14 protein-coding genes and 3 pseudogenes are annotated in these 18,028 nt (G+C 69.8%); 8 read left to right on the forward strand and 9 right to left on the reverse strand.

Features of this window, described 5'->3' with window-relative positions; genetic code table 11:
* Positions 1–235: 235 nt before the first annotated feature.
* Together AB0I23_RS21165 and AB0I23_RS21170 are read right to left on the reverse strand one after the other, a co-directional pair.
* Positions 236–1,816, reverse strand: coding sequence for an alkaline phosphatase D family protein (locus tag AB0I23_RS21165; protein WP_359111261.1), 1,581 nt, complete (start codon positions 1,814–1,816; stop codon positions 236–238).
* A gap of 113 nt (positions 1,817–1,929) precedes the next feature.
* A complete protein-coding gene (locus AB0I23_RS21170) occupies positions 1,930–3,396 on the reverse strand; it encodes a PLP-dependent aminotransferase family protein (protein ID WP_359111263.1) in 1,467 nt (488 codons plus the stop codon).
* Positions 3,397–3,443: 47 nt separating this feature from the next.
* Between AB0I23_RS21170 and AB0I23_RS41735 the strand changes: the two are divergent.
* A pseudogene (locus AB0I23_RS41735) lies at positions 3,444–3,857 on the forward strand (EamA family transporter); the annotation flags it as partial.
* Positions 3,858–4,379: 522 nt separating this feature from the next.
* Here the strand turns inward: AB0I23_RS41735 and AB0I23_RS21180 are convergent.
* Positions 4,380–4,739 (reverse strand): annotated as a pseudogene (locus tag AB0I23_RS21180) (alpha/beta fold hydrolase); the annotation flags it as partial.
* A 136-nt stretch (positions 4,740–4,875) separates the two neighbouring features.
* Here AB0I23_RS21180 and AB0I23_RS21185 point away from each other — a divergent pair.
* From AB0I23_RS21185 to AB0I23_RS21195, 3 genes and pseudogenes are all read left to right on the forward strand, one after another.
* Positions 4,876–5,839, forward strand: a pseudogene (locus AB0I23_RS21185) (sigma factor).
* A 40-nt stretch (positions 5,840–5,879) separates the two neighbouring features.
* Positions 5,880–7,106: an IS30 family transposase gene (locus AB0I23_RS21190; protein WP_359111265.1), complete on the forward strand. Its 1,227-nt coding sequence runs from the start codon at positions 5,880–5,882 to the stop codon at positions 7,104–7,106.
* 249 nt (positions 7,107–7,355) lie between these two features.
* Positions 7,356–8,120 (forward strand): GntR family transcriptional regulator, encoded by a 765-nt coding sequence (locus AB0I23_RS21195; protein ID WP_359111267.1) that lies wholly within the window; start codon positions 7,356–7,358, stop codon positions 8,118–8,120.
* 39 nt (positions 8,121–8,159) lie between these two features.
* On the opposite strand, the gene AB0I23_RS21200 is transcribed toward AB0I23_RS21195, so the two are convergent.
* From AB0I23_RS21200 to AB0I23_RS21210, 3 genes are all read right to left on the reverse strand, one after another.
* Entirely contained in the window at positions 8,160–9,317 is a 1,158-nt protein-coding gene (locus AB0I23_RS21200) for an ROK family protein (protein ID WP_359111268.1), read from the reverse strand.
* Between the two features lie 100 nt (positions 9,318–9,417).
* The gene (locus AB0I23_RS21205; protein ID WP_359111270.1) at positions 9,418–10,068 is read right to left on the reverse strand and encodes a response regulator transcription factor; all 651 of its coding nucleotides are present in this window, start codon (positions 10,066–10,068) and stop codon (positions 9,418–9,420) included.
* Between the two features lie 4 nt (positions 10,069–10,072).
* A complete protein-coding gene (locus tag AB0I23_RS21210; protein ID WP_359111272.1) occupies positions 10,073–11,248 on the reverse strand; it encodes a sensor histidine kinase in 1,176 nt (391 codons plus the stop codon).
* Between the two features lie 107 nt (positions 11,249–11,355).
* On the opposite strand from AB0I23_RS21210, the gene AB0I23_RS21215 reads away from it, so the two are divergent.
* Both AB0I23_RS21215 and AB0I23_RS21220 read left to right on the forward strand, forming a co-directional pair.
* A complete protein-coding gene (locus AB0I23_RS21215) occupies positions 11,356–12,294 on the forward strand; it encodes an ABC transporter ATP-binding protein (RefSeq protein ID WP_359111274.1) in 939 nt (312 codons plus the stop codon).
* 3 nt (positions 12,295–12,297) lie between these two features.
* Positions 12,298–13,032 carry an ABC transporter permease gene (locus AB0I23_RS21220; RefSeq protein ID WP_359111276.1) on the forward strand — a complete coding sequence of 245 codons (735 nt, stop codon included), beginning with the start codon at positions 12,298–12,300 and terminating at the stop codon, positions 13,030–13,032.
* Between the two features lie 317 nt (positions 13,033–13,349).
* Here AB0I23_RS21220 and mug read toward each other — a convergent pair whose 3' ends face one another.
* The 3 genes from mug to AB0I23_RS21235 all read right to left on the reverse strand — a co-directional run bounded on the left by mug (position 13,350) and on the right by AB0I23_RS21235 (position 16,841).
* Entirely contained in the window at positions 13,350–13,907 is a 558-nt protein-coding gene (mug, locus tag AB0I23_RS21225) for a G/U mismatch-specific DNA glycosylase (RefSeq protein ID WP_359111278.1), read from the reverse strand.
* 19 nt (positions 13,908–13,926) lie between these two features.
* Positions 13,927–15,369, reverse strand: a complete 1,443-nt coding sequence (gene purB / locus AB0I23_RS21230; protein WP_359111280.1) for an adenylosuccinate lyase — start codon at positions 15,367–15,369, stop codon at positions 13,927–13,929.
* Positions 15,370–15,509: 140 nt separating this feature from the next.
* Complete coding sequence (locus AB0I23_RS21235; protein WP_359111282.1) at positions 15,510–16,841, reverse strand: APC family permease; 1,332 nt, start codon at positions 16,839–16,841, stop codon at positions 15,510–15,512.
* A 103-nt stretch (positions 16,842–16,944) separates the two neighbouring features.
* Here AB0I23_RS21235 and AB0I23_RS21240 point away from each other — a divergent pair, with 103 nt between their 5' ends.
* Both AB0I23_RS21240 and AB0I23_RS21245 read left to right on the forward strand, forming a co-directional pair.
* A complete protein-coding gene (locus AB0I23_RS21240) occupies positions 16,945–17,235 on the forward strand; it encodes a hypothetical protein (protein ID WP_359111284.1) in 291 nt (96 codons plus the stop codon).
* A gap of 90 nt (positions 17,236–17,325) precedes the next feature.
* Positions 17,326–17,877: a YcxB family protein gene (locus AB0I23_RS21245; protein WP_359111286.1), complete on the forward strand. Its 552-nt coding sequence runs from the start codon at positions 17,326–17,328 to the stop codon at positions 17,875–17,877.
* Positions 17,878–18,028 lie beyond the last annotated feature (151 nt).

Genomic DNA, 18,028 nt, shown 5'->3' on the forward strand with positions numbered 1-18,028 from the left:
ATCGCCGACCTGCGACCCGCGCGCCAGGCCAAGAACATCACCCTCACCGCCGCCGCCCACCACTTCAACGTCTGGCCGGCAGTCATCTCCTGCATCGAACGCGGCACCCGCCGTGACGACACTCTCGCCAACGCCTACCGCGACTGGCTAACCGCCGCTTGACAGCCAATAGGAGCATCAATCGGCCCCGGACAGTTGTCCGGGGCCCCGCCCGACGTCGGCTACGGGTGTCCGCTCACTGCCCGACGCGCCCCGGCTGCAGCACCTTGGTGAACAGCACCGAACCGCCCTCTGCCCGCAGCCGCACCGTCAACTCGCCGCTGTCCCCGTCGATGTCGACCTCGCCGAAGAACTGCGGCGACTCCATCGGCGACACGTTTGCCCGGTCGGGCGCCCGCACGAAGACCCGGTCGGGGCCGAAGGTGTTGTCGAGGGCGTTGGCAGGGAAGCCACCGGCGGCCAACGGCCCCGACACGAACTCCCAGAACGGCGCGAAGTCCTTGAACACTGCAGCCTCGGGGGCGTAGTGCTGCGCCGATGTGTAGTGCACGTCGGCAGTCAGCCAGACCGTGCCGGTGATCCGGCGGTGCTTGATGAACCGCAGCAGCTCGGCGATCTGCAGCTCACGGCCGAGCGGGGCACCGGGGTCGCCCTGCGCCACCGCCTCGAAGTTCGTCGCACCGTCCGTGACGACCAGTCCCAGTGGCATGTCCGCGGCGATCACCTTCCATACCGCGTGGGACCGTGACAGCTCGCGCTTGAGCCAGTCGAGCTGCGCGGCGCCGAGGATGCCCGTGGTGTCGTCGGGCTGCCGGCCGGGGGAGTTGGCGTTCCGGAACGACCGCATGTCGAGGACGAACACATCGAGCAGCGGCCCGTGGTGTACCACCCGGTGCACCCGTCCGTCGCCGGACGATTCGTGCAGCGTGGACACCGGGAAGTACTCGCGAAATGCCTGCATCGAGCGCGCTGCCAGCACATTCACGTTCTTCTCGGTGTACCGGGCGTCGTCCAGGATCTGCCCGGGATACCAATTGTTGCGCACTTCGTGGTCGTCCCACTGGATGATCGACGGCACCTGCGCGTTGAACCTCTTCAGATTGTCGTCAAGGAGGTTGTAGCGGAAGTTCCCTCGGTACTCGGCGAGCGTCTCGGCGACCTTCGTCTTCTCCTCAGTGGTGATGTTCCGCCAGACCCTGCCGTCGGGCAGCGTCACGCTCGGCTCGATCACACCGTCCGCGTAGATGTTGTCGCCACTGCAAAGGAAGAAATCCGGGTCGAGGCGGCGCATCTCGTCGTACACCCGGTACCCGCCGATGTCCGGGTTGATGCCCCAGCCCTGTCCCGCGATGTCGCCGGACCACAGGAAGCGCACCCCGTCCCGGCGCCGGGCGGGGGCGGTACGGAAGGTTCCGTACACCGGTTCACCGGTCCGGCGCGGATCGTCCGGGTCCGCGAGCGTCACCCGGTAGTGCACCTGCTCGCCCGCCGGCAGCCCGTACAGCGGCGTCGTCCCGGTGAAATCCGTACCCGGACCGACAAGCGGCCCGTACCAGGTGCGGGCACGCCGGAACGACTCCGTCGCCGACGTTTCCACGATCATCCGGGCCGGACGGTCCGCACGCACCCACACCAGGGCGGACGACGTCGTGACATCACCCACCTGAACGCCCCAGCCCGCGCGCGGGCGGCCGGACAGGGCGAAGGCGGGGGCCGCCGCTCCCGCCACGGGAAGCGCGAGTGCGGCCGAAGCGGCGAGCGAACCGCGCAGCACAGTGCGGCGGTCGGGCGAAGGGAAGCGCGGACGGTACGACATCGAGGTGCCTCCGGGGGCAGCAGGTCTGAGGTACGGGCGGTCGGTCGGCCCCACTTTTGTGTCCGTCGGCAGCGGGCACACCAACCTCAGATGAACTCCGGGCCCGGCTCCCGTCAAAGTTCCGTCCGGCGGTTGTCCCCTTGGGCCTGCGCCAGCAGCCGTACGCCGCGCGCGATGTCCGGGGGCGCCAGATGCGCATATCCGAGAACCAGGTTCACCGTACGGTCCGTAGCGCGCGTGGTGCCGCAGTCGCTGAGCGGCCGCAGCGCGATGCCGCGCCCGGCCGCGCGCTGAAGGAACACGGGCTCGGGACCGTACCGTTCGGGCAGACGGGCGATGATATGCAGGCCGGCGGCGATTCCGCTGACCTCGGTGCCGGGGAAATGTTTCGCCAGCGCCGCGGTCAGAGCATCGCGCCGCTCGCGGTAGGCGCGCTGGCAGCGGCGCAGCTGCCGGTCGTAACCGCCCCGGGTGACGAAGTCGGCCAGCACCGCCTGGTCGACGGCCGGATTGCCCAGATCCATCGTGCGTTTACGGGTCACGATCTCGTCCGTCATCGTCGCCGGTGCGAGCAGCCAGCCCAACCGCAGCCCGGGCGCGAGCGACTTGCTCACCGAACCGGTGTACGCGACATGCTCAGGGTCCAGACCCTGCAGCGCACCGACCGGCGTCCGGTCGTAGCGGAAGTCCCCGTCGTAGTCGTCCTCGACGATCAGCCCGTCCGTGGCCCGCGCCCAGTCGAGCAGTGCCCGGCGACGCGTGGCGGAGTAGACGATTCCGGTGGGGAACTGGTGCGCGGGCGTGGTCACCACGGCGTTCACGCCGGAGTGCGTGAGCGCCGCGGGCGCCAGACCTTCCTCGTCCAGCGGCAGTGAGACGGTGGTCAGCCCCGCAGAGGCGAACAGCAAGGCGTGTTCCGGGCTTCCGGGATCCTCGACGCCGACGGTCCGTAGGCCGCGCCCGTGCAGAACAAACCCGAGCAGCGTCGTCGCCTGGGCCACGCCGGAGCACACCACCAGGCGCTCCGGATCGGCGACCACCCCGCGCCGCCTGGCCAGCAGCGAGGCCAAGGCCTCCCGCAGCTCGGGCAGTCCCCGCGGATCGGGGTAGCCGAGCGAGCTGTGCGGCAACCGGCCCAGCGCCGCGCGATGGGCGGCGGCCCAGGCACTGCGCGGAAAGAGCGAGAGATCCGGTGTGCCGGGCCGGAAGTCCACCGAGGCACCAGGGGCGCGCGGAGCGAGATCGTGCGCCTCGCGCGCAGCACCCCGGACGGCACCGCTCACCCAGGTACCAGCGCCCCGATCGCTGCGCACGTAGCCCTCCGCGGTGAGCTGCTCGTACGCCTCGGTCACCAGACCGCGGGACACCCGCAGATCCGCGGCCAGTTCACGGCTGGACGGCAGCCGCGTCCCAGGAACGAGGCGCCCGGAGCGGATCGCCTCGCGCAGCGCCTCCTGCAGCGCACGCCCACGCCCCCGGGCCGGGGCGGCCGCGGCCGGAAGCAGCAACTCCCAGGCGGCAGAAACGGACGTGCTTTGCTGCGCGCCGCCCGACGGCGGATTGGTCCCCGAAGATGTCATGAAAGTGGACCTTAAACCGGACCGCCCCGCTGCCTAGCGTCGGATCCATGAACGTGACTTCCGTGCGCGGAGCGCTCCTCGCGGCCTTCGCCTGCGTCCTCGTGGGCGCCTCCTTCACGGCCAACAGTGTTCTCGGCGCATACCCGTACGCGGGCGGCCAGGCGCTGCGCTACGGCCTCGCCGCGTTGCTGCTCCTGCCGCTGCTCCGCGGCGGCAGGAGCTCCGGCCTCGGTCCCCTCCGTGCTCTCACCAGCCGCCAGTGGACCCGGCTCGCGCTGCTCGCAGCCGTCGGCATGGTCGGCTTCAACCTGGCGGTCCTGGCCGCCGAACGGTCCGCGGAACCCGCTGTTCCGGGGGTGTTCGTCGGCTGCGCCCCGATCCTTGTCGCCGTCCTCATACCGCTGCTGGACGGCCGTCGTCCGACCCGCACCGTCCTGTGTGCGGCCGCCCTGGTCGCCGCCGGGGCCTTCACCGTCCAGGGCTGGGGCAGGACCGACGCGGCGGGCTTACTCTGCTCGGTCGGCGCGCTCGCGGGCGAGGTCGGCTTCGCCGTCCTGGCCGTGCCGGTGCTGCGCCCGCTCGGGCCAAAACTGCTGTCGGCCGTCGTCTGCGCCATCGCTGCCGCCGAGTCCGCACTGCTCGGTGTCCTGCTCGACGGCAGCGGCTTTCTGCGGCTGCCCACACCCGCGGAGACGACGGCGATTCTGTGGCAGGCAGCCGTGGTCACCGTCGTCGGGTTCGTCTGTTGGTACATGGGTGTGCAGCGCATCGGCGCCGAGCGCGCCACGCTCTTCTCCGGGCTGATTCCGGTCTCAGCGGCCGTCACCGCGCCGCTCGTCAGCGGTTCGTACGGGATCGCGCAGGCCGCCGGGAGCCTGCTGGTGGGTGGCGGCGTTGCGCTCGGCTCAGGTGTCCTGCGACGCAGCAGGACGCAGGTTCTTGCCGGTTCGGCGAACGGTACCGACTTCGTGACCGGTATCTGTTCAGCGACTGGTGTCGAGGATGACGCGCGCCACGAGTGCGGGATCGTCATTCATCGGCACATGACCGCAGCCGGGCAGACGCACCAGCCTGGCACCGGGAATGGTGTGCTTGGCCCTGACTCCCTGACGGCGCAGCAGCAGCCGGTCGCGGCTGCCCCAGGCGATGGTCACGGGCAGCCCCGGCACATCGTCGATGATCGCGACACTCCGTCCGACCGCAAGGGTCTCGTGGAAACCGGTCGCTTCGCGCAGTGCGACAGTCTCCGAGACGACGGTCTCGGGTGAACGGTGCCCGGGCCTCGCGTAGATGGTGGTCGTCAGCGCCGCACGCCCGGCCGCGCTGCGCGAGAGCCGTTCGATCGTCGCTTAGAAAGACACCGCGTTCGAAGGGACTTAGACGTCTCGTCAATAACAATTACCTTTCGGTAGCGTTCAGTTCAAGGGGGCGGGCGATTCGTGCTGGACAGGTCTCGGTCCGTCGGCTGGGGATAGGACGGTGACAGCTGACACCGTTACCGACGTCTTCGGAGAACACCGCCCCGTGCCGACCGGAGTCGTCCACCGCATGCTCGGCCGGATTACCGACGCCGACGATGTGGTGCGGGAGACGTGGCGGCGCTGGTCGGCCGCGACACGCGACGACATACGGGAGTCACGTGCGTTTCTCGTGCGGGCCACCACCCGCCTCGCCATCAACCGTCTGCGACAACTGCAGACCCGGCGCGAGGCATAGGTCGGACCATGGCTGCCCGAACCGCTTGTCACCGACTTCGCACCTGCCGTGCCCGACACCGCCGAACAGGCCGTTCTCGCGGACTCCGTGTCCGTCGCCGTTCTGGTCGTCCTCGAATCGCTCTCCCCGCTGGAGTGCGCCGTTTTTGTCCTGCGTGAGGCCTTCGGCTACCCGTACGGAGAGACCGCCACGACGCTCTACAGGACGGAGGCCGCGGTGTGCCGGCTCGCCGGGCGCGCGAGGCAGCACGTGGAGGAGCGCAAGCCGCGATACGACGTCGACCCGGCCCAGCTCCGTGACCTCACCGAACGGTTTCTCGCCGCGGTGGCAGGCGGCGACATCGAGGAGCTGCTGATGCTCCTCGCCCCCGATGTGCGCATGGTCGGCGACAGCGGCGGAAAGCCCAAGGCGCCGCTGCGGATCATCGAGAGTGCAGGACAAGGTCGGCCGCTTCCTCGTTGCTGTGGCCCAGGATCGGCCTGCCGACTTCGAGATCCGGTTCATGGGGCTCAATGGTGGCCCCGCGCTTTTGGTGCTTTCTGGTGGAAAGCCCGAATCCGTTTGTCAGGTCGACGTGAGGGACGGTGTCATTCAGTGCGTATATATCGTCCGGAACCCTGACGGACTTGGCTGTCCGACCGTCCGACCGTCCGGCTGTCGAATAGTCGCCCGTTGCGACGCCCGACCCGTCGCCGCCCCGGGACGAAGCCCCACGGATCCTCCTTGAGTTCTAGTGGTCGTCGCAACACCCCAGCTCAGGGGATGCGATGGAATTCGAGATCCGGGAGGACCGGCACCGGAAGGGGCGCCGTCTGACGCGTGAGCGGGAGGCATACCTTCAGCTCATGCAGCAGGGACGCAGCAGCACAGAGGCATGCCGGATCGTGGGCATCAACGTGCGAACCGGCAAGAGATGGCGCAACGGCTGGCACTCGCCGCCCACAGGGAAGCCGAAGCCTCCGATCACGGTGGAGGCTTCGGCTTCCGGCGTGTCCAGGTACCTGCGCGAGGACGAACGCATCCACATAGCCGACCGGCTGCGGGAGAAGGCCACCGTGCGGGCCATTGCAGCCGAGCTGGGCCGCAGCCCGTCCACCATCAGCCGGGAGATACGCCGCAACGGCACGGCCCTGCGCGGGGATGAGTCCCGGCGGGTCTACCGGCCGCACGCCGCCCAGCGTCGCGCCGAGCAACGACGACCCCGGCCCAAGCCCGGCAAGATCGGCCACAATCCCGAACTGCGGGAGTTCATCCAGGACCACCTCACCTTGAGGTGGAGCCCAGAACAGATCTGTCACGCTCTTCGCGGACGGTTCCCCGACCGGCCGGAGATGCATGTGACCCACGAGACGGTCTACCAGGCCCTCTACGTCCAAGGCCGCGGCGAACTGCGACGCGAACTCACCCGGGCCCTGCGGACCGGACGCGCCCGTCGCCGGCCCCACCGCCAGGCAGCCAAGCGCCAGCCCCGCTTCTCCACGCCGATGGTCATGATCAGTGACCGCCCCGCGGAAGCCGACGACCGGGCTGTGCCCGGCCACTGGGAAGGCGATCTCATCATCGGCGCGAACAGCGGATCCGCGATCGGCACCCTGGTCGAACGCAGCACCCGCTACCTCATGCTGGTCCACCTGCCCGGCGACCACAGCGCCGAGAGTCTCCGCGACGCTCTGGCCGAGACGGTGCAAACCCTGCCGCCCCACCTCAAACGGTCACTCACCTGGGACCAGGGCTCCGAGATGGCCGCTCACCACGCCTTCAGCATCGCCACCGACATTCCGGTCTACTTCTGCAACCCCGGCAGCCCCTGGCAACGCGGCTCGAACGAAAACACCAACGGCCTGCTCCGCCAGTACTTCCCCAAGGGCACCAACCTGTCCCGCCACAGCCGCGATGACCTGGACGCTGTCGCCGCCGAGCTCAACAGCCGCCCGCGCAAAACGCTCGGCTGGGAAACCCCAGCCGAGCGCCTGTCTAAACTGCTCGCGGCCTGAACAACCGACCACGTGTTGCAACGACCCCTCGAATTCGCCCGGCGGACGTGGGGCTTTGTGCTGCGCGCGCCCCACGGGGCCACGAACGTCATGTGAACGCTCTGCGGCAGGGCCCCGTTTCGCAGCGTGACGGAGCAAGGATTGGTCTTGACCAAGGGGGTGTGTCGTCCTATGGTCTCCACATTAAGACAGGAACCTTTAATAAATAACGTCGCGGAAAAAAGTCGCTGAGCGATTGCGGAGGACAGGGTGGGGACCACGCAGCTGGAATCGGTACAGGAGCCGAAGTACTGGCACCTCAAGACCGTGCTCAGTGAGGCACTCGACTCGGACTTTGCGGTGGGAGAGATCCTGCCCAACGAGCGCGAGCTCGCAGCCAGGTTCGGTGTCGCCCGGGCAACGCTCCGGCAGGCTCTGGAACAGCTCGAACTCGAAGGCAGGCTGCAGCGCCGCCGCGGCGTGGGGACCACTGTCGCCCCGCCGCGCGTCGGTGTGGCCGTCTCGACCGCGCAGCACGACTGGACGGGCGGCGCCGGCGAGGCCTGGCAGCCCATCGGCTGCACGACCGCGACGGCACCCGCCCCGGTTCTTGCCATGCTCGACGTGGAGAGTGACGAGCCGGTGCACATCGTTCGCCGGATCCGGGTCGCTCAGGGGCAGCCAATCGCTGCGGAGCTGCTCTATGTGCCGTCGGCGTCCGTGCCCGACCTGTCCGCGATCGAGACGCCATCAAGTGCCGCCCGCGCCCGCAGCGTTGTGCGTGAACTGCACCGTCTGGGCCTCGAGGGCCAGGACCGCTCGGTGGAGCTCGGCTCGGCGCGAGCGGACGACGCCAAGGAGCTCGATCGGCTCCCCGGCGCACCCGTCCTCGTCGTCACCACCCGTTACCTTGCGGCGGGCGGCACGGCTGCGGTCTCCGTCGCCACCTACCGGGCCGACACGTGCCGACTGACCTTCGGTGACTCGGGCGACCTGGAGATCAGCCACCCCGGCCAGGAGCGCCACGCGTCCTGAGCGCGGTCGGCTTCGAACGCAACGAACGGCCCGTCGCGCTCAGCGGCGGGCCGTCACCGTTCCCTCCACGGCGAAGAGCTGCTCCTCGACATGGTCGAGTGCCAGCCGCAGGGCGCCGGTGGCCACGGCCGCCTCGCCGAGCAGCGACAGCGCGACCCGCGGCGGCCGGAGACAGTATCGAGCCAGCTCACCACGGAGCGGATCCAGCACTCCGTCCAGCCCGGCGGCCCAGCCGCCGATGACCACCAGCTCCGGGTCGAGCGCCAGTACCAGCGCCGCCACATCGTGCACCAACCGCTGGATGAAGCGCTCCACCGCCGCCTGAGCCCGCACATCGCCGTGCCGGGCCTCCGCGAACACCGCGGCGACCGCCTGCTCGTCCAGCGGATCCAGCGGCGTGTCCGTCGTCGACAGCAGTTTTTCCGGGGTGACTTCGCGGCCGAGCAGATGGAGGGCGCCGATCTCGCCCGCTGCACCGCCGAAACCACGATGCAGCCGTCCGCCGATCAGCGAACCGGCCCCCGGGCTCAGTCCCGCCAGGACGAACACGATGTCGTCCGACTCGGTCGCGGCACCCTTCCAGTGCTCGGCCACCGCCGCAGCGTTGGCGTCGTTCTCCACGAGCACCGGGCAGCGGAAGGAGCGCCGCAGCCGCTCACCGAGCGCGAGACCGGTCCAGCCCGGCAGTGCGGTGCCCAGCCGTACGGTCCCGTCGGCCTCCACGATCCCCGGACTGCCGACCCCGACCGCACGCAGACTGCTCCGGGCCACCCCGGAGCGCCGCAGCAGATCGGCGACGACGGTCCTCACCCGGTCGAGCCGGTCGTCCGCGGAAGCCGTCTCCGACACCTCGGGTGAACCGGCGCCGATGATCCGGCCGTCCAGCCCCGACAGAAGTGCGGAGACGCGGTGCGGGCCGATCTCGATGCCGAGCAGATGTCCCGCCTCGGCGCGGAACCGGAACCTGCGGGCCGGCCTGCCCTGACGTCGGGCCTCACCCTCGTCGGGCGCCGATTCGACGACCAGACCGGCTTCGAAAAGCCCCTCGACGACGCCCTCGACCGTGGGCCGGGACAGGCCCGTGATACGAGTCAGGTCCGTGAGCGTGGGGGAGTGGGCGCCTCTGAGGGCATGAAGTACCACCGCGGAATTGATCCGTCGCAGCAGCGACGGGTCCCCACCGGTCAACCGGCCCACGGTGTGTCCTCCCAGCTCGCGAGCATGTCAGGCGGATCGTACTCGCTGCCCGGAAGCAGAGCGACCGTGACCCGGAACAGGGATCGGGACTCCGTCGGCGTCAGCCCGGAGCCACGAACCCGGACTCGTACGCGGCGATCACCGCCTGCGTCCGGTCCCTGGCTCCCAACTTGGCCAGTACGGCGCTGACATGGGTTTTCACCGTCTCGACACCGACCACCAACTTGGCGGCGATCTCCGCATTGGACAGTCCCCGGGCCATCAAACGGAGCACCGCCTCCTCCCGCCCGGTGAGCGCCGCGCGTTCCATGGCCGCCTTGGCCTTGCTCGTCCCGTACTCGGCGGCGAGCTGCCGAACCGCGGCCGGGAAGAGCAGTGACTCGCCCTCGGCTACCAGACGCACCGCATGCACGATTTCCGAGGGCCGGGCGCGCTTGAGCAGAAAACCGTCCGCCCCGGCGCGCAGCGCCTCGTACACGTACTCGTCGTTCTCGAACGTCGTCACCACCAGGATCTTCGGCGGATCCGGCACCGTGCGCAGCACCACCCGGGTTGCCTCGATGCCGTCCATCAACGGCATGCGCACGTCCATAGCCACCACATCGGGGCGCAGTCGGCGCAGAAGCGGGATCACCGCGGCACCGTCGCCCGCCTCGCCCACCACCTCGATATCGGGCTGCGCCTCAAGGACCGCACGCAGTCCCGCGCGCACGAGGGGTTCGTCGTCGACCAGAAGAACGGTAACCGGCATCCGGTCAGCGTAGGCCGTTCAGCGGGAGGCTCGCGTGCACCCTCCATTCGCCGTCGTACGGACCGGTCTTGGCCTTTCCGCCCAAGAGCGCGGCCCGCTCACGTATGCCCCGCAGTCCGCTGCCGCCACCCGGAGCACCTATCGACCCGGTGAGCGGATTGGTCACCTCGAGCTCCAGCCAGCCGCCCCTGACCGTGATCCTCACCCGCACGGGGACGGACCCGGAGTGACGCAGCACATTGGTGAGGGACTCCTGCAGGATCCGGTACCCCTCGCGGGACACCGGTCCCGGCACCCGCTCCACCGGGCCGGAGACTTCGGCGTCGACCTTTGCCCCCGAACCGCGTGCCGAGTCCAGCAGCCGGTCCGCCTCGGCGAGTGTCGGCCGCTGTCCCATCGGTGCTTGCGATTCCCGCAGGACCCGCAATACCCGCTCCAGATCGTCCAGTGCCGCCCGGCCGGTCTCCTCAATCGCGGCCAGGGCCCGCTCGGTGAACGCCGGATCATTCGCCGCCCGCGCAGCACCCGCCTGGACGACCGCCACGGTCAGGGCGTGCCCGATCGAGTCGTGCAGCTCGCGCGCAATGCGATTGCGCTCCAGCAACTGCTCGGTGCGCTCCTCCAGCGCGGTCAACCGCTCCACCGGTGACGGACCGAGCAGCCGTCGCGCCGCCGCCGTGATCACCTCACCGCACATCACGACAACTGCGAGCAGCAGGAGAAGAGGCACGGGTGCAAGCAGCGCGTACCACCAGTGCGGCTCCACCCCGCGGATCAGCCAGTCGTCGCTCGGGCCCGAACCCGACGCGGTGCGGACGAGGTCAACTGCCGTGGCGGACAACCACACCGTCGCGAACAGCGTCACCACCGAGAGCAGTAGCCGCACGTCCAGCCAGACCACGGTCCGCCAGCGGGCTGCCCAGGTTTCCGCCGGAGCCGCGGAGATCGCTGCGTCGGGTCTTCCGCGCTCCGACGGCGTCAGCAACAGCTGAGCCTGAACCCCCTCGGCGAGCCGCATACCGGGGACCAGGCCCACAGGCACGGCAAAGATCACCGGAGCCCATGGAGAGGTGTCCGGGGAGATGAACAGCCACACACTGGCGACCGCGCACGGAATGAGCAAGTGCAGCCAGCGGGTGTAGGTGACAGGCTCGGTCAGCGGACGGAGAAGGCGGCGCATGCCGTCATCGTGCCAGCCGTCGCGAACGTGACGGCTCCCCCGAGCGAGGGAGATGATCCCCTCCGGCGGGGGAGGGCGGGAATGGGGCGAGGCCGCAGGCTGGGGACATGACCAGCATCGACGTCCATGAGCTCAGCAAGGAATACGGCGCGACCCGCGCAGTGGACCGTCTCACGTTCAGTGTGCGACCCGGCCGGGTCACCGGTTTCCTCGGCCCGAACGGCGCCGGCAAGTCCACCACCATGCGACTCGTCCTCGGCCTGGACCGGCCGACCGGTGGTACGGCCACCATTGGCGGGCAGACCTACGCCACACTCGACCATCCGCTGCGTCGGGTCGGCGCATTGCTCGATGCTCAGGCCGCACACGGTTCGCGGACCGCGCGGAACCACCTTCTGGCTCTCGCGACGAGCAACGGCATTGCTGCCGGCAGGGTTGAGGCGGTTCTGGAGGAGACGGGGCTCGGCCGGGTCGGCGGCAACCGGATCAAGACGTTCTCGCTGGGTATGCGACAGCGCCTCGGTATAGCGGCTGCACTGCTCGGCGACCCGGACGTTGTCATGCTGGACGAACCGTCGAACGGGCTCGATCCGGAAGGCATCATCTGGATCCGGGAGCTGATGAAAAGGCTGGCACGAGAGGGCCGCACGGTTCTCGTGTCCAGCCACCTGATGAACGAGACGTCGTCGTTCGCCGACCACCTCGTGGTCCTCGGCCGGGGCAGACTCCTGGTCGACCTGCCGATGCAGGAATTCCTCGACTCCCGCAGCCGCCCGCGCGTGCGCGTTCGGACGACGGAGTCGGATCGACTCCGCGACGTGCTGACCGGCAGGGGACACGAGCTCGTACGGAGCGACGACGGGCGCTGGATCGTCGAGGGCGTCAGGGCGGAGGAAGTCGGGGCCGTCGCCGCCTCCGAGGGCATCCCCATCCTTGAACTCACCGACGAACAGGCCACTTTGGAGCAGGCCTATCTCGATCTCACAAGCGATGCGACGGAATTCGCGTCCGCAGCAGCGTCACCCGCCACCCGTCAGGAGGCCTGACCAATGTCGACCCCCGAAGTGCTCCGTTCCGAGTGGATCAAGATCAGATCGGTACGGTCCGTGGCCGGTTCCCTGATAGCGGTCTTCCTGGTGACACTCGCCGTCACCCTGCTCGCCTTCGCCACCGTTGGTCAGGCCGAGGCGGAGAACTCGGACGATCTGGTCTTCGGCGCTTTCTACGCACTGAACTTCGGCCAGATCGCTGCCGTCAGCTTCGGTGCCACAGCGCTCTCGTCCGAGTATCTGAACGGTGCCTTGCGGATATCGCTCGCGGCGGTGCCGCGCCGCGGCCTCTTCTACGCGGTGAAGATGACCCTCATCGGCACGCTCGCCCTGGTGGTCGGGCTCGCCACCAGCTTCATCGCGTTCCTGGTGGGCCAGCTGTTCATGGGGGAGTACGCGATCGGCCTGGGGGAACCCGGAGTTCTCCGAGCCGCCTTTGGCGGCGGGATATACCTTGCCCTCATGGCCCTGCTCGCCGCCGGCCTGACGGTAGTGCTGCGCAGTGCGGTCGCCGTACTCAGCCTCCTCATCCCGTTCGTCCTGATCGTCTCCTTCGTGGTCGGGGACATCGCGAGCGGCGTGGCGCTCTATCTGCCGGACCGGGCTGGGCAGTTGGTACTGCACCAGAATCCGGAGGGCGATCTGGGGCCGTGGGCAGGGCTGGCTGTCACCGCCGGCTGGGCAGGCCTCGCGCTGCTCGTCGGCTGGTGCGCGATGAGTCGCAGGGACGCCTGAGCACCGGTCCGGTCTCCTGTGGGTTGGTGGGGGGCGAATCGGGAGGTGGACGCTGAGGGGCCCGGGAATGGCGCCGGGCATGGGTGAGGGAGGCTGAAAGCCCCTCAAGGCCCATGCTCGGGAATCGGTTGTCAGCGCCCGGGCGGTTGACTGGCTGCGTGACCGCCGCGCAGCACTTCCGTCTCATCGACGGGGTGCCGGCGAGCCTCTGATGGGGGACCCGGTGCCGCGGGATCTGTAGCCCCGCCACCCAGTCGCCAAATCCCCCCAAGCCCGCGGACCTCAGACACCTCTGGTGCTCGCGTCCGTGGTCCGACTCAGCCCGAATGGTCAGGGGCGGCGGAGTCAACTGCCGCCCGGAGGCGCCCGAACTCCTCGGCCATGCTCTGAACGGTCCAGTGGGCGTTGAGGCCGCTGGGGTTGGGCAGGGCCCAGACCCGGGCACCGCCGATCGTCCGGTCCTGCGGACCGATCTGTGCGCGACGCTCGCCAAACGCGGTGCGGTAGGCGGTGACGCCCACCACCGCCAGCCATTGCGGTCGCAGTTGCTCGACCTTGGCCGTGAGGATCAGTCCGCCCTTGCGGAACTCCTCGGCATCCAGTTCGTCGGCTCTCGCCGTGGCCCGGGCGACCACATTGGTGATGCCCAGACCATAGGTCAGCAACTCGCGCTGTTGCGAGGGTTTCAACTGGCGGGGAGTGAATCCGGACAGGTGGAGCACCGGCCAGAAGCGATTGCCGGGGCGGGCGAAATGGTGGCCCGTCGCGCCCGTCATCAGGCTCGGGTTGATTCCGCAGAACAGCACGCGCAGGCCGCCCGCCACCACATCGGGAACGATGCGATCGCGGGCGGCCTCGAGCTCCTCGGGTGTCATCCGGCGAAGGTTCCGGCTGTCAGAGGATGGAGCCCGGCGTGTACCCCGCAGCCTCGGGGTGCTGCTTGGTGATCTCCTCGATCCGAGCGACGAGCGCGGCGACCTGGCCGCCGGCCGCTCCCGTGAAGGAGAGCTTGTCGGCCATCAGCGCGTCGAGCTGCTCCCGGTCCAGCGGGATGCGGTCGTCGGCGGCGAGCTTGTCGAGCAGCTCGTTGCGCTCCGTGCCCTGCTCGCGCATGGCCAGGGCGGCGGCGACGGCGTTCTCCTTGATGGCCTCGTGGGCGATCTCGCGGCCGACACCGGCGCGTACCGCGCCCATCAGCACCTTGGTCGTGGCGAGGAACGGCAGATACCTGTCCAGTTCGCGGGCCACGACCGCCGGGAACGCCCCGAACTCGTCGAGCACCGTGAGGAAGGTCTCCAGCAGACCGTCGAACGCGAAGAACGCGTCGGGCAGCGCCACCCGGCGGACCACGGAGCAGGACACGTCGCCCTCGTTCCACTGGTCGCCGGCCAGCTCGCCCGTCATCGAGGCGTAGCCACGCAGGATCACCATCAGTCCGTTGACGCGCTCGCAGGACCGGGTGTTCATCTTGTGCGGCATCGCGGACGAGCCGACCTGACCCGGCTTGAATCCCTCGGTGACCAGCTCGTGCCCGGCCATCAGCCGGATCGTCTTCGCGACCGACGAGGGCGCGGCGGCCAGCTGCACCAGTGCGGTCACGACGTCGTAGTCGAGCGAGCGCGGGTAGACCTGGCCGACCGAGGTGAACGCCTGTCCGAAGCCGAGGTGGCCGGCGATGCGCTGCTCCAGGTCGGCGAGCTTGCCTGCGTCACCGCCCAGCAGGTCGAGCATGTCCTGCGCCGTGCCGACGGGGCCCTTGATGCCCCGCAGCGGGTAGCGGCCCAGCAGGTCCTCAAGCCGGCCGTACGCCACCAGCAGCTCGTCCGCCGCGGTCGCGAAACGCTTGCCGAGAGTGGTCGCCTGGGCGGCGACATTGTGGGAGCGGCCCGCGATGACCAGCTCGCCGTACTCGCCTGCAAGCCTGCCGAGTCGGGCGAGGACGGCCACAGTGCGGTCGCGCATGAGCTCCAGCGAGAGCCGGATCTGCAGTTGCTCGACGTTCTCGGTGAGGTCCCGGGAGGTCATGCCCTTGTGGACCTGCTCGTGCCCGGCGAGAGCGTTGAACTCTTCGATCCGCGCCTTGACGTCGTGTCGCGTGACCTTCTCGCGTTCCGCGATGGAGGCGAGGTCGACATGGTCGAGGACACGCTCGTAATCGGCAAGGGCGGCGTCGGGTACCTCGATCCCGAGGTCCTTCTGAGCGCGCAGCACCGCCAGCCAGAGCTGGCGCTCCAGCTTCACCTTCTGCTCGGGGGACCAGAGGACGGCCAGCTCCGTGGAGGCATAGCGGCCGGCCAGGACATTGGGGATGCGAGGCTTCGCAGACACAGCAGTCACGTGTCCAGATTCTACTGGTGGTTTCTGCAGGCCAGCGCCGTGGTCCAGTTTGTGGCTTGCGACAAACGCGGCCGCTTGTGCGGGAGGGGTCGTCCCGCAGCGATCCGGCCGAGGGGCCGAGTCGGCCTCCGCTCAGCGACTCAGACGGTGCGGCGCATGCCTTTGCGGATGCCGTAGGCGGCCGCGCCGATCAGTACCACGCATGCGCCCGACAGAACCGAATGCAGGGGGAGCGTGAATGCCAGGACCAGACAGCCCGCCATACCGAGGGCCGGAACGGCGCGTGGAGGGCGGCCCTCGGACGGCGTGAGGGTCCAGGCTGCCGCGTTGGCGACGGCGTAATACAGCAGGACGCCGAACGAGGAGAACCCGATCGCGCCCCGGACATCGCCGGTGGCCGCCACGAGGGCGGCGACGGCGCCCACGGTCAGTTCCGCGCGGTGCGGGACTGTGAACCGGGGGTGGACGGCAGCCAGGGCGCGGGGCAGGTGGTGGTCGCGGGCCATCGCCAGTGTCGTACGGGAGACGCCGAGGAGGAGGGCGAGCAGGGAACCCAGTGCGGCGAGTGCCGCGCCGATGCGGACCACCGGCGCCAGACCGGGCGCGCCGGCCGCGCGGACCGCGTCCGCCAGCGGAGCCGCGGCGCCCGCGAGCCGGGCAGGCCCGAGCACCGACAGCAGCGCGACGGCCACTGCCACGTACACGACCAAGGTGATGCCCAGAGCCACGGGGATGGCACGGGGGATCGTGCGGGCCGGATCGCGGACCTCCTCGCCCAGCGTGGCGATGCGGGCGTATCCGGCGAAGGCGAAGAACAGCAGCCCCGCCGCCTGCAGCACCCCGCCCACCGTGGCGTCCGCCCCGGGCGCCAGCCGGGATGGCTCGACCGCGTCGCCGGTCAGGCATGTGGTGACGACGGCGGCCAGGACCGCGAGGACCACTGCCACGATCACCCTGGTCAGCCATGCGGATTTCTGCACGCCCCGGTAGTTCACCGCGGTGAGGGCCACGACGGCGCCGGCCGCCACCGCATGGGCCTGGCCCGGCCAGGCGTAGGCGCCGACCGTCAGAGCCATGGCTGCGCAGGAGGCGGTCTTGCCGACGACGAAGCTCCAGCCGGCCAGGTAGCCCCAGAAATCTCCCAGGCGCTCACGCCCGTAGACGTATGTACCGCCGGAGGCCGGATAGCGGGCAGCGAGCCGCGCCGAGGATGTGGCATTGCAGTACGCCACGACCGCGGCCACGCCCAGACCGATCAGGAGCCCCGATCCGGCCGCTCGGGCGGCGGGTGCAGGCGCGGCGAAGACACCGGCTCCGATCATCGACCCCAGCCCGATGACCACCGCGTCGAAGACACCCAGCCGCCGTCCGAGTCGACCGACCTCGGACGGCGCACCGCCGCCGGACCCGTCGGCGCCGACCGCACCACCACCGACCGCATCATTGCCCGGCACACCCGCCATGTCACTCACGCTTCGCCTTCAGTCGCAGCCGCTGTCCGTTGAGGCGCACCGTACAGACCGAAGTTGACGAAGCGGTGTCAGCGCCCACGTATGGCCGGAGCCCCTCGGGCCGGTGGCGGACCAGGCACAGGACGACGAGGCGCACGCTCGCGTCACCGAGGTCCACGCCGACGGAGGATCGCGGCACGACAAGTTCCAACGCGACCCACGGCTGCTCGGCGCCGGGCTCGAACGCGACCTCGCCCATACCCGCACCGTCTTCCACCTGGCCCAGACCATGCGTGACCTCGGTGAGAGGGAGAAGGCGATCGCGCTGTACGAGTGCCGTGCGCAGATGGGGGCTGGAGCGAAGAGATGTTTCCACGCCCACTGGTTCCAGAACTACGGCCGTCGTGACGGGTAGCCGCCCCGATCCGAACCAGGAGGTGTGTCCGGCGGATCATGGCCGAGCGACCCTGATCCGCCGGACACCCCCAAGCTAGGATTCCCGCCCATGGACACCATGGGCGGGGATTTCTCACTTCAGGACACAGACCGCGGCACGGCCGTGGAGTTCGTCTACCGGCCGACGGCCGCGGACTTCGAGGAGGCGCTCCGTGCGCGAGCCCGCCGGACACCGGCGGGCCGGGCCCAGGCGCTGCTGGCACCGCTGGTGGCGGCGGCCGCTGTGGTCGTCTTCGCGGCGCTCCGCGATGCCGCGCTGCCCGTGTGGATCATCTCGCTGGTGCTCTCCGTGGGACTCGCGTCCTGGGGCACCGTACGTGGGCTGCGCACCATGGCCCGCCGGTTGTTCAGCATCGTGGAGCCGTACGGGCAGTGCCGCATGGTGGCCGACGACCGCGGCGCGGTCAGCACCGGCGAGCGGGTGTCCTTCACCACCGACTGGACGGTGTTCCGGGATTACCTGGAGACGCCCGGGCTCTTCGTGCTGTTGGGCGGCGAGCGCGCGGCCGGAGTCGCGGTGCTGCCCAAGCGGGGGGCCCAGGACCCCGCGGACGTGGACCGGCTCCGGGCGATCCTGGACCGGAACCTGAAGCACCTCTAGGGCGTGTGTCGGAAGTCCCGCCGTCCGCCCGAAGGGCGGGCCCGGCGGCGTCCGGTGTGTGCGGTCGCAAGGCGGAGGGTCGTCCCCGTACCGGACGTACGTGGACGACCCTGACAACGCAGCGAGCGTGCGTGCCAGGCGTCGCCGGTCA

It is taken from the genome of Streptomyces atratus, from assembly GCF_040655115.1.
Lineage (GTDB): Bacteria > Actinomycetota > Actinomycetes > Streptomycetales > Streptomycetaceae > Streptomyces > Streptomyces atratus_D.

Bases quoted from the DNA above. Each gene is read 5' to 3' on its own strand.
- AB0I23_RS21170 (WP_359111263.1), bottom strand. From the start codon at position 3,396: ATGACATCTTCGGGGACCAATCCGCCGTCGGGCGGCGCGCAGCAAAGC.
- AB0I23_RS21210 (WP_359111272.1), bottom strand. From the start codon at position 11,248: ATGCGCCGCCTTCTCCGTCCGCTGACCGAGCCTGTCACCTACACCCGC.
- AB0I23_RS21220 (WP_359111276.1), top strand. From the start codon at position 12,298: ATGTCGACCCCCGAAGTGCTCCGTTCCGAGTGGATCAAGATCAGATCG.
- AB0I23_RS21205 (WP_359111270.1), bottom strand. From the start codon at position 10,068: ATGCCGGTTACCGTTCTTCTGGTCGACGACGAACCCCTCGTGCGCGCG.
- AB0I23_RS21190 (WP_359111265.1), top strand. From the start codon at position 5,880: ATGGAATTCGAGATCCGGGAGGACCGGCACCGGAAGGGGCGCCGTCTG.
- mug (WP_359111278.1), bottom strand. From the start codon at position 13,907: ATGACACCCGAGGAGCTCGAGGCCGCCCGCGATCGCATCGTTCCCGAT.
- AB0I23_RS21215 (WP_359111274.1), top strand. From the start codon at position 11,356: ATGACCAGCATCGACGTCCATGAGCTCAGCAAGGAATACGGCGCGACC.
- AB0I23_RS21245 (WP_359111286.1), top strand. From the start codon at position 17,326: ATGGACACCATGGGCGGGGATTTCTCACTTCAGGACACAGACCGCGGC.
- AB0I23_RS21165 (WP_359111261.1), bottom strand. From the start codon at position 1,816: ATGTCGTACCGTCCGCGCTTCCCTTCGCCCGACCGCCGCACTGTGCTG.